General features: G+C 69.8%; 13 protein-coding genes. 3 read left to right on the forward strand and 10 right to left on the reverse strand.

Features of this window, described 5'->3' with window-relative positions:
• Nucleotides 1-61: 61 nt before the first annotated feature.
• The 5 genes from ACFYVJ_RS00380 to ACFYVJ_RS00400 all read right to left on the reverse strand — a co-directional run bounded on the left by ACFYVJ_RS00380 (nt 62) and on the right by ACFYVJ_RS00400 (nt 4,571).
• Nucleotides 62-1,039, reverse strand: a complete 978-nt coding sequence (locus ACFYVJ_RS00380; RefSeq protein ID WP_388884920.1) for a dihydroorotate dehydrogenase — start codon at nt 1,037-1,039, stop codon at nt 62-64.
• Between the two features lie 103 nt (nt 1,040-1,142).
• The gene (locus ACFYVJ_RS00385) at nt 1,143-1,937 is read right to left on the reverse strand and encodes an ABC transporter permease (protein WP_388884922.1); all 795 of its coding nucleotides are present in this window, start codon (nt 1,935-1,937) and stop codon (nt 1,143-1,145) included.
• A complete protein-coding gene (locus ACFYVJ_RS00390; RefSeq protein WP_388884924.1) occupies nt 1,924-2,952 on the reverse strand; it encodes an ABC transporter substrate-binding protein in 1,029 nt (342 codons plus the stop codon). Before ACFYVJ_RS00390 ends, ACFYVJ_RS00385 begins: the two co-directional genes overlap by 14 nt.
• 33 nt (nt 2,953-2,985) lie before the next feature.
• A complete protein-coding gene (locus ACFYVJ_RS00395) occupies nt 2,986-3,780 on the reverse strand; it encodes an ABC transporter permease (protein ID WP_388884926.1) in 795 nt (264 codons plus the stop codon).
• Between the two features lie 41 nt (nt 3,781-3,821).
• Nucleotides 3,822-4,571, reverse strand: a complete 750-nt coding sequence (locus ACFYVJ_RS00400; protein ID WP_388884928.1) for an ABC transporter ATP-binding protein — start codon at nt 4,569-4,571, stop codon at nt 3,822-3,824.
• A 417-nt stretch (nt 4,572-4,988) separates the two neighbouring features.
• On the opposite strand from ACFYVJ_RS00400, the gene ACFYVJ_RS00405 reads away from it, so the two are divergent.
• The gene (locus ACFYVJ_RS00405; RefSeq protein WP_388884930.1) at nt 4,989-5,852 is read left to right on the forward strand and encodes a nucleoside phosphorylase; all 864 of its coding nucleotides are present in this window, start codon (nt 4,989-4,991) and stop codon (nt 5,850-5,852) included.
• Between the two features lie 48 nt (nt 5,853-5,900).
• Nucleotides 5,901-6,677, forward strand: a complete 777-nt coding sequence (locus ACFYVJ_RS00410) for an IclR family transcriptional regulator (protein WP_388886104.1) — start codon at nt 5,901-5,903, stop codon at nt 6,675-6,677.
• 214 nt (nt 6,678-6,891) lie between these two features.
• Here ACFYVJ_RS00410 and ACFYVJ_RS00415 read toward each other — a convergent pair whose 3' ends face one another.
• The 5 genes from ACFYVJ_RS00415 to ACFYVJ_RS00435 all read right to left on the reverse strand — a co-directional run bounded on the left by ACFYVJ_RS00415 (nt 6,892) and on the right by ACFYVJ_RS00435 (nt 11,827).
• Nucleotides 6,892-7,080 carry a hypothetical protein gene (locus ACFYVJ_RS00415; RefSeq protein ID WP_388884932.1) on the reverse strand — a complete coding sequence of 63 codons (189 nt, stop codon included), beginning with the start codon at nt 7,078-7,080 and terminating at the stop codon, nt 6,892-6,894.
• Nucleotides 7,081-7,164: 84 nt separating this feature from the next.
• Nucleotides 7,165-8,136 (reverse strand): NAD(P)H-dependent flavin oxidoreductase, encoded by a 972-nt coding sequence (locus ACFYVJ_RS00420; protein ID WP_388884934.1) that lies wholly within the window; start codon nt 8,134-8,136, stop codon nt 7,165-7,167.
• A 10-nt stretch (nt 8,137-8,146) separates the two neighbouring features.
• Complete coding sequence (locus ACFYVJ_RS00425) at nt 8,147-9,289, reverse strand: acyl-CoA dehydrogenase family protein (protein WP_388884936.1); 1,143 nt, start codon at nt 9,287-9,289, stop codon at nt 8,147-8,149.
• Between the two features lie 26 nt (nt 9,290-9,315).
• Nucleotides 9,316-9,963, reverse strand: coding sequence for a TetR/AcrR family transcriptional regulator (locus ACFYVJ_RS00430; RefSeq protein WP_388884938.1), 648 nt, complete (start codon nt 9,961-9,963; stop codon nt 9,316-9,318).
• Between the two features lie 49 nt (nt 9,964-10,012).
• Nucleotides 10,013-11,827, reverse strand: coding sequence for an AMP-dependent synthetase/ligase (locus ACFYVJ_RS00435; RefSeq protein ID WP_388884940.1), 1,815 nt, complete (start codon nt 11,825-11,827; stop codon nt 10,013-10,015).
• A 226-nt stretch (nt 11,828-12,053) separates the two neighbouring features.
• Here ACFYVJ_RS00435 and ACFYVJ_RS00440 point away from each other — a divergent pair, with 226 nt between their 5' ends.
• The gene (locus ACFYVJ_RS00440) at nt 12,054-13,262 is read left to right on the forward strand and encodes an acetyl-CoA C-acetyltransferase (protein ID WP_388884942.1); all 1,209 of its coding nucleotides are present in this window, start codon (nt 12,054-12,056) and stop codon (nt 13,260-13,262) included.
• Nucleotides 13,263-13,264 lie beyond the last annotated feature (2 nt).

The following is a 13,264-nucleotide window of genomic DNA, read 5'->3' on the forward strand; positions in this document are numbered from 1 at the left end:
GTCTTTGGTGACCGTGCGAGGCCAGCGGGTCGCCGGGGGGTGCTCCGGCCGTGCGGGAGAGTCAGGTCCGCACGGTGCCGCGTTCGTCGGCGAGACGGGTGATGCCGAGTTCGCGGCACAGGGCCTCAAGGTCCCGCAAGACCTGGGTCATGGCGTACGGGCGGGTGAACGTCGCGGTACCCATCTGTACGGCGGTGGCTCCGGCCAGGACGAACTCCAGGACGTCCCGGGCAGTGCTGATGCCGCCGCACCCGACGACGGGTATGGCGACGGCCGCGGCGGCCTGCCACACCAGGCGCAGCACCATGGGCCGGACCGCGGGCCCGGACAGTCCTCCCACCCCGTTGCCCAGCACCGCGCTCCGCCCGTTCAGGTCGATGGCCATACCGGGGAAGGTGTTGGCGACGGTCACGGCGGTGGCGCCCGCCTGTTCGGAGGCGCGCGCGATGTCCCCGATCGACGTCACGTTCGGGGTGAGCTTGACGATGACGGGCAGCGAGGTACGTGCCACGACGCCGGAGACGACACGCTCCACGGTCGACGCGTCCGTTCCGATGCTGAGCCCGCCGTGCTCGAGGTTCGGGCAGGAGACGTTCACCTCCAGTGCCTCGCAGGGCGCGTCGGCGAGTTCCTCGGTGATCCGCAGGTACTCGTCCGGGGCGAGGCCCCCGACACTCACCACGACGGGCACCCCGAACGAGCGGTAGCGGGGCAGCACCGTGCGGAGGAACTCCGCCGAGCCGGGGCTGGGGATTCCCACGCTGTTGAGCATGCCCCTCGTGCTCTCGGTGAGCCGGTGCGAGGGGTTACCGGAACGCCGTTGTGAGAAGAGGGTCTTGGTGACCAGGGCGCCCAGCTCGTGTACGGGCAGGAGACCGGCGAGCTCGGGGCCGAAGCAACCCGACGCGGGCATCACGGGGTTGGCCAGACGCAGGGGGCCGAGCGAGACCGCGAGGTCGGTCCGGAACGCGGCCCGGTCCGCGAAATGCCGGTCGCGGTCGTCGAACATCGCGGGATCGTGGTCTTGGACCTCCGTCATGGTGCCTGCCTTCTGCGTCAGGGGATCGAGGGAGAGTGGGCGGAAGGGCGCCGAGCCGGCCGGCGTGCGGGACGGCAGAGCGGGGACCGCGGGCCGCGGGGTGTCAGCCGCCGAATCGCTCGGTGAGCTTGCGCTCGACCCAGCCGACGAGGGCGTACATGGCCCATGCCATGAGGCAGAGCAGCCCGAGACAGATGATCACCAGCTTGATGTCGTCGTTGTCCTGGGCCTGCTTTTCCAGGTAGCCGAGCCCTGACTGCGCCCCGATGAACTCGCCGATGACCGCTGCTGTCACGGCCTGCAGAACTCCCAGGCGCAGACCCACGGCGATGGCCGGCAGGCTGTACGGCAGGTCGATCTTGAGGGCTCGGGCGACCGGTCCGATGCGCAGCAGGCGGGCCAGGTCGTCGACCCCCTTGGGCACGGACCGTAGCCGCGTCACCATGTTGATCATGACGGGGTAGAACGACACCAGAGCCACGAGGGCGATCTTGGAGCCGACACCGAGCCCCAGCCAGAGCACGATCAAGGGGGCGATCGAGATCTTCGGGGTCACCTGCGCCACGATGACGAGGGGCATCAGCAAGCGTTCGGCAAGCGGCAGGCGGGTGAAGAGGATCGCCAGGACGATCCCTGCCACCGCGCCGATCAGTACACCCTGTACCACCTCGGCCAGCGTCTGCTGGATGTGCACCGTGAGCACGTCGTCCCCGGCCAGTTGCCAGGCGTGACCGGCTACCGCAGCCGGGCTCGGCAGCTTGTAGGCCGGTATGCCGAAAGCTGCCGCGGCCAGCCACCAGAGCGCGACGCCGGCCAGCAGGGACAACGTGCCGATCAGCACCGGCCGGACGGCGTCGGCCGTCCGGCCGGGGCGAGCGGCCGTCTCAGCCGAGGTCATTCGGCTTCACCACCAGATCACCCGCGTCGAAGGACGTGTCGAGGAGTTCGAACTGCTCCTGGGAGTCGATGGCCTGCTGCCAGCGCACGAGGTCCGGGGAGCCCAGGCCGTTCTTCTTGGTGTTGTCCGACTGCCACAGGCTCTTGGCGAAGAGGTCCTCGACGATGGTGGTGATCTCGTCTTCCTGGCCCTTGAAGGATGAGGCGTACTTCTGCACCGACATGTCGACCGCGGCGCGCGGGTTCTTGACGGTGTACTCGATGCCGCTGTTCAGCGCCTTGTCGAACGCCTTGACCGTGTCCGGGTCGTTCTTCACCTTGTCCTCACCGGCGATGACCACGTTGCCGAAGGAAGGCAGGTACTTGTCACTCAGGATCTGGTTCACCTCGACCCCGGCGGACTGGAGCGCGTAGTAGCGCAGGCGCGAGAAGACGATCGCGTCGACCTGACCGTTCTTCAGCGCGTCCACGATGACGCCGGTGCCCAGGGTGCGGACCTTCACGTCGGACACCTCCATTCCGGCGTCCTCCAGCATCGCCTGGAGCTGGATGTAGTTCGGGCTGCCGAGGTCGGTGACGGCGACGGTCTTGCCCTTCAGGTCGGCCGGGGACTCGATGTTCGCCGAAGGCTGCGACAACAGGGCGCCGATGCCCTCCTGGTACGTGGTGTGCACGACCTTGGTCTTGATGCCCTTGCCGTACGCGGTGACGACCGAGTCGCCGTTCGGGAAGCCGAAGTCGACGTTGCCCGACGCCACGTTCTTCACGATGTCGGAGCCCTGGGCGTAGGTGAATTCGACGTCCAGGCCCGCGTCGGCGAAGTAGCCCTGCTCCTTGGCCGCGTACAGCGGGGCGTAGTACGGGACCGCGGCGCCGTCGATCTGGATGGTGACCTTCTTGCTGCCGTCGGACGACGTCTTCGCCGAATCGGAGGAGCCGGGGCTGCAGGCGGCGAGGAGAGCGGCCGCGGCCACGATGGCGGGGATACCGACCAGCTTCAGGGGCCTTCTGTTCATGATCTTTCCTTAGGGCGAAGTGGGAGTGAAAACTCAGCGGCGTCCGCGCAGGAGCCTGCGTTCGGCCAGGGAGACGAGGCCGAAACCGAGGAGCCCGACCGCTACCGTGATGAGGACTGCGGCGATCAGCAGGGGGGTGTCACTGGACGTGTTGCCGAGCACCATGAGGTAGCCCAGGCCGCGTTCGGAGGCGAGGTACTCCGCCAGGAACGCGCCGGTCATCGCGTCGATGACGGCGATCTTGGCACCGGCCAGCAGCGCGGGCAGGGCCGCGGGGAGCTGGATCTTCCGCAGGTACTGCCACCGGGACAGGTGCAGCAGCCGGCCCAATGAGCTGATGTCCGCGGGCACATCCTTCAGCCCGAGCATCGTGGCCATGGCCATGGGGAAGAAGACCAGCAGCAGGATGAGCCCGTACTGCGACGTCGTGCTGAGCCCGAACCACAGCACCAGCAGCGGTGCGACGGCGATCTTGGGAGCCGCCTGGAGCAGCACCATGTAGGGCGCGAGGATCTCCCGGACGGTGCGGGAGGCCCACAGGACCCAGCCCAGGGCGATCCCGATCAGCGATCCGCCGACGAAGCCCAGCACGATGTTACGCAGGGTGTAAGTGAGGTTGGGCCACAGCGTGCCGTCCCGTACCAGGTTCAGCCCCCCGTCCAGCACCTCGCCGGGAGCGGGCAGCAGATAGGACGGTACGTCGGCCAGCGTGACATAGGCGCTCCACGCGGCCAGCACGGCTGCCACGTAGACGAGTGGCGTCAGTACGCGTACGACCCTGTTGAGGGCGGCGCCGTCCCGGAGGCCGGACGCGGCGGGACGCTTCACGGCTCGCTCGGGGCGACTCTGGCGCGTAAGCGTGTCCTTGCTCACACCAGCTCCCGGCGGAGCATCCCGGCGAACTTCGCGAATGCGGGCAACTGCCTCGTCTCGGGCGTGCGCTCACGCCCCAGAGGCACGGTGTGCACGGCCTTGATCCGCCCCGGCCGCGCCGACATCACGGCCACGCGGTCGGCGAGGTAGGTGGCCTCCTCGACACTGTGGGTGACCAGGACGATGGTCTTGTGGGTCGATTCCCAGATACGCAACAGGTCGTCGTGGAGCCGGTCCCTGGTGATCGCGTCCAGCGCCCCGAAGGGCTCGTCCATGAGGAGGATCCGAGGGCTGTAGGCCAATGCCCGGGCGATGGCGGTGCGCTGGCGCATGCCCCCGGACAGTTCCTTGGGGAACGACTCGGCGAAGTCGGTGAGGCCGACCAGGTCGAGCAGCTCCGACACCCGATCGCGCCCCTGCTGCGAGGTGTCGCGCTGCGCCTCCAGCCCCAGGGAGACGTTACGCCTCACGGTGCGCCATGGAAGCAGCGCGGGCTCCTGGAAGACGAAGCCGATGTCCTTGCCAGGACGCGGTTGAACGCTCCAGGTCAGGTCTCCTTCGAAGTCCGTGTCCAGGCCGGCCATCATCCTCAGCAGCGTCGACTTGCCGCACCCCGAGGGGCCGATGAGCGCGACGATCTCGCCCTCGCCCACGTCCAGGTCGACGTCCTCCAGAGCCACCACCTTCGAGCGCTTGGCAGCGGTGTACGCCTTGTGGACGCCTTGCACCGACAGAAGGGGGTTCATGCGGACCTCACTCCCGGAGTCGCGGATCCCGGGCCCAGGGCGGCGCGCGCGCCACGGTGACGCCCGTGATCGGCGCGTATGGAGCGGTGTGGCATGAAGATCTCCTCGATAGTCACGGCGGCTCGGTGTCCGTACGGAGCTCAGCGGGACCGTTCCGGACCACCGGCACGACGTCGCACCACAACTTCCGTATTTGGAAAATACCCCTCCAGGAATGTTGTTCAGAGGTTGGACCCTTTCTCGGCCACAGTCAAGCCCTAGATCTGGTCGGCAATTCGGTGTATACCGTGACGTGGACTCGACCTCTCGCGGCAGGGACGGCTGCGCGAGCCGCAAACCGGACGGCGAAAAGTTACGCCTCCACGACGCACTGTTTCCATATATGGAATCTGAGGACTCATACGGAGGTTGTCGCCGATGGCGAGAAGCGCGCAGGATCCATGGCACAGGGGGGCGCCGCCCCATCTCCCGGTCAGCGCCGCAGAAGCCCTCCCACCGGTCTGTCTGCTCCCGGGAGACCCCGCGCGAGTCGACCTGGCCGCCGAGGTGCTCGACGACTTCCACATCCTCGGCCAGAACCGGGAGTTCAGGATCGGTACCGGCCGCGCACCCGGCGGCCGGCGCATCGCGGTCTGCTCGACCGGCATCGGAGGCCCTTCAACCGAGATCGCCGTCGTCGAACTCGCCCGGCTCGGAGTCAGGAGCGTGCTGCGCACCGGCGGCATGGGCGCCCTGACCAGCCGCATAGCCCCCGGCACCGTCTGCGCGGCCACCCGAGCGGTGGGGGGCAGCGGCGCCGCCTCGCACTATCCCGCCGACACGGCAGGACCGGCGGCCCATCCGGCCGTCCTGACCGCCCTCCGGCGTGCGGCACGCGACCTGGACGAACCGCTCACCGAGATCACCCTCGCCACGGTCGACTCGTACTACCTCGGGCAGGGACGACCGCTTCCCGGACACGAAGAACGCGCGGCCGCGAGGATGGGCGTCCTGCGCGGACTGGGCGTCGACGGACTGGAGATGGAGACCGAGACGGTGCTGGCCGTGGCCGGGGCCCTCGGCATCCGAGCAGGCGCCGTTCTGGTCGCGCACGCCAACCGCGCCACCGACGACTGGCTGGAGGACTACCGTCCAGCTCAACTCGCCATGCTGCGGGTGGCGGTGCGCGCCGCGGCGCTACTCTCGGACGACGACCTCCCCAGGCAGGCACCGCGGTCACGAGGTGAACAGGTTGACAGCGCATCAGTACGATCCCACTGTCCCCGCCCGGCAGTCCTCTAGCCTCAACGAACGGACAGACCGCTGAGTACCGACAGTTACACCAGAGCACTGCGCGTCCTGCGAGTCATCGCGGCCCACGTGCGCGGTATGTCGTTGCAACAGCTACACGAAGAGCTGGGCATCCCGATAGGCAGCCTGCACCGGGTGATGGCGGCGCTCGTCGAAGAACGCTACGTCACCCGCTCCCCCAGCAACCGCCGCTACTTCCTCGGACCGGCCTTCACCGAGCTGTCCACGACGGCCATCGCCTCCCAGGGTACGGCGGTCAGCCCGCCGCGCCCCATGCAGGACGCCGCCAGGGAATGCGGCGAGACCGTATTCCTCACCGAACTGACCGGCACCCGCCTGCTCTGCGTGGCCCTGGTCGAGGGCGTGCACCCGCTCCGCCTGTTCGTCCGGGTGGGCCAGGTCATGCCACCGCACGCGGCAGCCTCGGCACGCAGCATCCTCGCGTACCAGACACCCGAGACGGTCGCCATGGTGCTGCGTGCACAGGAACTGACGGCCTACACGGCAGACACCCCGCACACGGAGGAGCAGGTGACCGCCCACCTCACCCAGGTTCGGTTGCAGGGTTTCGACGTGTGCGAGAACGAACTGGACGACGACGTCTGGGCGGTGTCCGCCCCCGTGTTCAGGTCCACCGGCCAGGCCACGTCCAGCATCACCCTCGCTGCCGCGGGCCAGCGAATGCGGGACCCACTGGCCCGCACCCGCGCCACCGAGACCGCCCTGCGCGCCGCCCGCGCACTCTCGATGGAACAGGGCTACGCCGGCGCTGCCTCCCCCGCCCGAAACCGCTTCTCACCCGAACCCGCCGGATAGCACCGCAACCACGCTTCACGGTCCGGCGGGGCCTACACGTTGAAGCGGAACACCGGGCGCACAGATTTGACCTGGAGAAACGCCGGAGACCCGGACTGGATCCAGCCGGGATCCAGCCGCCGGAAACGGCGGCCCCTGACTCTCGTTCACGCCGGATGCACGGCCCGCCGAGGGCCCGTCCCGCGGCCCCAACTCGCGGAGGATCGCGCCGGAATCAGCCTCGCCCGGCGTCCGGGTGGAACACGACGACGGCGACACGCCCCTCGCCGTAGGGGGCGATGACCGCGGCCGGCAGGGCGTTGTCGTACGTGGCGATCACGGCGGCGTTGGCAGCCTCGTCGGCCGGCTTGAGGTAGGGCCTGTCCTGGAAGTGCACGTGCCGCCGCCGACCGCACCGGCGCACGGGGATGACGGTGTCCGCCGCCGCGTGCACCGACGCGTCCGGTGCCGCAGCTCGGACGCGATCTCGCGCATGGCCGCCCCCGGATCAGTGCAGCGTAGCGGCCAAGCGGCCGGTGATGAGTTCACCGGCTTCCCCCACGATGCGGTCCACGACCTCGCGGACCGTCGGGATGTCGTCGATGAGGCCCTGGGCCAGGCCCGCGCTCCAGATGCCGGCTTCCAGGTCGCCGTCCTCGAACACCCTGAGGCCGCGGGCGCCGGCGACCAGGTCGCGTACGTCGGGGAACTCGCCGCCCTCGTCGAGGATCTCGACGACCTTGCGGCTGACCGTGTTGCTCGCCACCCGCGCGGTGTTGCCCAGCGGGCGGAAGAGCAGCTCGGTGTCCCGTTCGGTGTGGGCGACGATCTGCTCCTTCACACGCCGGTGCACCGGGGACTCCTCCGTGCACAGGAACCGCGTGCCCATGCTGATGCCGTCCGCCCCGAGCGCGAGCGCCGCGACCAGGCCCCGGCCGTCCGCGAAGCCGCCGGAGGCGATCATCGGCACCGTCAGCCGCCGGGCCGCCGCGGGGATGAGGACCAGGCCCGGTACGTCGTCCTCGCCGGGGTGTCCGGCGCACTCGAAGCCGTCGATGCTCACCGCGTCGACGCCGAGCCGTTCGGCCTTGACGGCGTGCCGGACGCTGGTGCACTTGTGCAGCACCCTGACGCCGTGCGCGCGGAACTCCGGCAGGTGCTCCTGCGGGTTGAAGCCGGCCGTCTCGACGATCCGGACGCCGGACTCGATGATCGCGCGGCGGTACTCGTCGTACGGCGGCGGGTTGATCGACGGCAGGATGGTGAGGTTGACACCGAACGGCCTGTCGGTCAGTCCCCGGCAGCGGTCGATCTCCTTCACCAGGGCCTCCGGCGTGGGCTGGGTGAGCGCGGTGAGGAATCCGAGCGCGCCCGCGTTCGCCACCGCCGCGACCAGTCCGGCCCGGCCCACCCACTGCATGCCGCCCTGGACGATCGGGTGCTCGACGCCGAACGTCTCGCAGAATCGCGTCGTCAGCACGTCACGCCCCTCACAGCCCGTAGGTTTTGCCGATGATGTCGCGCTGGATCTCGCTCGTGCCGCCGTAGACCGTGGACGCAACGGTCGAGCGCAGCAGGGCTTCCATGCCGTACTCCGTGGCGTAGCCGTAGCCGCCCATCATCTGCATGCCCTCCAGGGCCACGTGCTTGGCCAGCTCGGTGCACTTGAGCTTGGCCATGGACGCCTCACGGGCGAAGACCCGGTCGGGTTCGGCGTCGATCGCCGCCGCGACGTCGTCCAGCAGGAGCCGGGCGCATTCGAGTTCGGTGGCCATGTCGGCGATGCGGTGCTTGAGCGCCTGGAACGAGCCGATCGGCCGGCCGAACTGCTCGCGCTGGCGGACGTAGGCGAGGGTGTCGTCGAACGCGCGCCGGGCGGTGCCCAGCATCAGCGCGGCGAGGATCATCCGCTCCAGGTTCAGCCCGGTCATCAACTGCGTCCAGCCCTGTCCGGGGGTGCCTACGACGGCTGCGTCCGGTACGAAGCAGTCGGTGAAGTACAGGTCGTTGACCTCCCGGCCGCCCATCGTGTCGATGCCCCTGACCTCCAGCCCGGCGGCGTCGGCGGGGACCATGAACTGGGTCAGGCCCCGGTGCTTCGACTCCTCGTGCGACGTGCGGGCGACGAGCAGGATGTGGTCGGCGAAGTGCGCGTTGGAGCACCAGGTCTTCTGCCCGTTGATCACGTAGCCGCCGTCGGCCCGCTCCGCGCGGCAGGCCAGCGCTCCCACGTCGGAGCCGGCGCCCGGCTCGGACATCGAGATGGCCTGTACCCGGCCGCGCACCGTGCCTTCCAGGACGACCCGCCGCTGCTCCTCGGTGCCGTACTTCTCGTAGGTCGCCGCGGCGATGACCGTGGTCCCGAAGCCGCTGATCGGCGCGAGTCCGTAGGCGGTCTCCTCCAGGAAGAGGCACAGGTCCGTCATGCCGAGACCCGCGCCGCCGTACTGCTCCGGGACGACGATGCCGAGCCAGCCGAGCTCCGCCATCTTCTCGTAGAGCCTCTGGTTGTGCGGCTCCTGGCCGCCCGCGGTCAGCTTGTCCCGCTGCTCCTTGGTGCCGCACTCGCGGCGGCAGAAGTCGCCTATCGCCTTGGTCAGATCACGGCGTTCGTCCGTCAGGACTCGGGGCATGGTGCGTATTCCTCCCTCTCACGGGGTCATGGCGTCGGTGAAGTGGTGCCGCCGTCGGCCGCCCGGATCGCGGGATAGACCGTGTTCAGCAGATGGAGCACGGTGCGGGTCAGGATCACGTGCAGGTCGCTGCGGCTGAGCGTGCCGCGCACCAGCCACTCCCGGGATGCCGCCTTGAGCATGGCGCTGTGGGCGCGGATCATGGCCCTGAGCTGGGTCCGCCCCTCGGTGACGTCGGCCATCAGCGCGGCCTCGAGGATGCGGTCGGTCGCGATCTCGTCGGCCTCCAGCATGATGCGGTCGATCTCCGGGTCGTTGCTCAGGGCTTCCAGGCCGATCGCGGACAGCCACATCTCCCGGTTGCGCTCCACGACGTCGAGCCAGCGGTCGACGCAGATCGACAGCCGCTCCTCGGGTCCGGTCGGGGGCAGTTGCCGGGACACGGAGGCGGGCACGACCATCATCTGCCGCACCACCTCCAGGTAGAGCTGGCGCTTGCTGCCGAAGTAGTGGTTGATCAGCGCCCGGGTCACGCCTGCCTCGGCCGCGATGTCCGAGGTGGACACCGTGGCGTAGCCGTTCGCCCCGAAGACCCTGCGGGCGACGCCGAGGATCTCCGCACGCCGGGCGTCCGGCTCCATCCTGCGTCGCTGCGTCTGGCGTTGACCGCCCATGCCGATGTCCTTGTCTTCGTGCCGTCCGCTGACCGCTGTTCTGCCGGATCTATGTGTACATGGACTCGATCGTCGCGGTGTGCAGCCGGTCGATGGCCCTGCGCCGCAGGCTCAGCTTCGGTGTCAGTTCGCCGGTCTCCGGGGTCCACGGTCCGGGCAGGACCTCGTACTTCTTCACCTGTTCCGCCCGGGAGAGGGCGGCGTTGGCTTCCGCGACGGCCTTGTCGAGGGCGCTGAGCACCTCGGGGTGGCGGGCCAGCTCGCCGGGGCCGGCGGCAGCGATCCCGTTGGCCTGCGCCCAGAGCGGAGCGGTTTCCTCGTCGAGGACGAGGAGCGCGGTGACGTACGGGCGGCGGTCGCCGATCGCGACGGCCTGGGCGACGAGGGGATGCGCCCGCAGCAGGGATTCGATCCTCGTCGGGGCGATGTTCTTCCCGCCGTCGGTGATGATGATCTCCTTCTTGCGGTCCGTGATCCGGACCAGGCCGCGCTCGTCGATCGCGCCGACGTCACCGGTCGCAAGCCAGCCTTCGCGGTCGGTCGCCGATGCGATACGGCCGTCGGCCGTGAGGTAGCCGGGGAAGACCACGGGACCGCGGACGAACAACTCGCCGTCGTCGGCGGCCTTCACCTCGATGCCCGGCCCCTGGGCCCCGACCGCGCCCAGGGCGAACGTCCCAGGTGTGCTGACCGTCGCCGCCCCGGTGGTCTCGCTCAGCCCCCAGACCTCGTACACCGGGAGGCCCAGGCCGGCCAGGAACTCCAGGACCGCGGTGGGGATCGGCGCCGCTCCGCTGAACGCCCGGCGGCAGTCGTCGAACCCGATGGCGGCCCTGACCGGCCGCAGCACCTGCGCGTCGAGCCGCGCCAGCTTCGCCGTCAGCTCGTCCGGGACGTCCTGGCCCGCGGACCGCAGGTGGAACGCCCCCCAGGCGGCCTCCTGCGCCTGCCGCACCGCCGCGGACTGCTCCGCGGGAAGCGCGGCGAGCTTCGCCCGCAGCCCGGCGGCGAGCTTCTCCCACACCCGGGGAACGCCGAAGAAGCCGTGCGGACGCACCGCGAGCAGCGCCGGCAGCAGCCGTGCCGGGTCGGGGCAGATGGTCACGTGGCCGGCGTTGCAGATCGGCATGTAGATGCCGAGCACCCGCTCGGCGACGTGCGCCATCGGCAGGTACGCCACCGTCCGCGGATGCTCGGGGACGGCGACGAGGTGGTCCTGCATGAGCGACTCGTAGATCACGTTGCGGTGGGAGAGGACCACGCCCTTGGGCTCGCCGGTGGTGCCCGAGGTGTAGACGAGGGTCAGCGGCTGGTCCGCGGTGACCGCGTCCGTGAGCACGTCGAACGCGGCGTCCCCGGACGGCCCTTCGCGGGGGATGTCCGCGTAGCGGACGATGAGCCGGCCGCCGGGGACACCTTCCGGATCGACGACCACGAGGGCGCGCAGGTGCGGCAGTTCCTTGAGGACCGGCTGCCAGCGCCGCATCTGCTCTTCGTCCTCCACGACGAGGACGGTGGCCCCGCTGTGCCGGGCGACGAAGCGCAGTTGCTCGGTGCTGAGCGTGTCGTACAGGCTGCAGGCCATCGCCCCCAGGTGGATCGCGGCCAGGTCGGCGATCCAGTGCTCCGGCCGCTTCGACATGGCGATCAGCATCCGGTCTCCGCGGCTCAGGCCGAGCGAGGACAGACCGCGGGTCAGGGCGGCGACCTCGGCGCGAAGCTGCGACCAGGACAGCGTCGTCGCGTCCGGCTCGATCCCGCTGGTGAGCGCGGGAAGGTCGGGGAACTCCCGGGCGTTGCGGCGCAGCAGGCGGGTGATGGTCAGCCCTGCTGCGGCCTGGTGGAGCTGCTCTGCGGTGACCACGGCGGACTCCCTCATCGCGGACCGTCAACGAACTCATCGCGCGACCTCACGATGGACCACTGTTATTCGAGTGTCAATAGCGCGCCACCGCCGTGTGTACACCAGAGTTCCTGTGTCGCAAGAACCCACTGCCGTGCCCGAAAGACGCGAGGCAACTGCTATTGACACATTGACAATAACTCGGTTGCCTGTCCTCCTACACGGGCCCACGAGGGAGCAGAGGACGATGACCGAAGCCTTCATCTACGACGCGATCCGCACCCCGCGCGGCCGGGGCAAGAAGGGCGCGCTGCACCACGTCAAACCGGTCTCCCTGGTGACCGGGCTGATCGACGAACTCCTCCGGCGCCGGCCGGAGCTGGACCCCGGCCGGCTGGACGACGTCGTGCTGGGCGTGGTCTCGCCGGTGGGTGACCAGGGCATGGACCTCGCCAAGGCGGCGGCGCTGGCGGCCGGTCTGCCCGACCACGTGGCCGGGGTGCAGCTCAACAGGTTCTGCGCCTCCGGCCTTGAGGCGGTGAACATCGCCGCGCAGAAAGTCCGTTCCGGGTGGGAGCAGCTCGTGGTCGCAGGCGGCGTCGAGTCGATGTCGCGCGTGCCGATGGGCAGCGACGGCGGGCCGATGGCGACCGACCCGGAGACCGCGTACGACACGTACTTCGTCCCCCAGGGCGTCAGCGCCGACCTCATCGCGACCGTCGAGGGCTTCACCCGGCAGGACGTCGACCTCTTCGCGCTGCGGTCCCAGCGCCGGGCGGCGACGGCCTGGTCCGGCGGGTACTTCGCGAAGTCCGTGGTCCCGGTCAGGGACCGCAACGGGGTAACCGTGCTCGCACAGGACGAGCACCCGCGCCCGGAGACGACGCTCGACACGCTCGGCGGCCTGGGGCCCTCGTTCGCGGACATCGGCGACCAGGGCGGGTTCGACGCGGTGGCCCTGCAGAAGTACCACTGGATCGAGCGCATCGACCACGTCCACACCCCGGGCAACTCCTCGGGAGTGGTCGACGGCGCGGCGCTCGTCCTGGTCGGTTCCGAACGGGCGGGCGCCGAACTGGGCCTGACGCCCCGCGCCCGCATCGTCGCCACGGCGGTCAGCGGGGACGACCCGACGATCATGCTCACCGGCCCCGCCCCGGCCACCCGCAAGGCGCTGGACCTCGCCGGGCTGACCGTGGACGACATCGACCTGTTCGAGATCAACGAGGCGTTCGCGTCGGTGGTGCTCCGCTGCGTGGGGGACCTCCGGCTTCCCTGGGACAAGGTCAACGTCAACGGCGGCGCCATCGCCCTGGGACACCCACTCGGCGCGACCGGCGCGATGCTCGTCGGCACGGTCGTGGACGAGCTCGAACGCCGCTCCGCGCGACGGGCCGTGGTCACCCTCTGCGCCGGCGGGGGCATGGGGATCGCCACCGTCGTCGAACGCCTCTGAAC

It is taken from the genome of Streptomyces sp. NPDC004134, assembly GCF_042874195.1.
Classification (GTDB): domain Bacteria; phylum Actinomycetota; class Actinomycetes; order Streptomycetales; family Streptomycetaceae; genus Streptomyces.

Bases quoted from the DNA above. Each gene is read 5' to 3' on its own strand.
- ACFYVJ_RS00425 (WP_388884936.1), bottom strand. From the start codon at position 9,289: ATGCCCCGAGTCCTGACGGACGAACGCCGTGATCTGACCAAGGCGATA.
- ACFYVJ_RS00380 (WP_388884920.1), bottom strand. From the start codon at position 1,039: ATGACGGAGGTCCAAGACCACGATCCCGCGATGTTCGACGACCGCGAC.
- ACFYVJ_RS00440 (WP_388884942.1), top strand. From the start codon at position 12,054: ATGACCGAAGCCTTCATCTACGACGCGATCCGCACCCCGCGCGGCCGG.
- ACFYVJ_RS00385 (WP_388884922.1), bottom strand. From the start codon at position 1,937: ATGACCTCGGCTGAGACGGCCGCTCGCCCCGGCCGGACGGCCGACGCC.
- ACFYVJ_RS00400 (WP_388884928.1), bottom strand. From the start codon at position 4,571: ATGAACCCCCTTCTGTCGGTGCAAGGCGTCCACAAGGCGTACACCGCT.
- ACFYVJ_RS00390 (WP_388884924.1), bottom strand. From the start codon at position 2,952: ATGAACAGAAGGCCCCTGAAGCTGGTCGGTATCCCCGCCATCGTGGCC.
- ACFYVJ_RS00405 (WP_388884930.1), top strand. From the start codon at position 4,989: ATGGCGAGAAGCGCGCAGGATCCATGGCACAGGGGGGCGCCGCCCCAT.
- ACFYVJ_RS00430 (WP_388884938.1), bottom strand. From the start codon at position 9,963: ATGGGCGGTCAACGCCAGACGCAGCGACGCAGGATGGAGCCGGACGCC.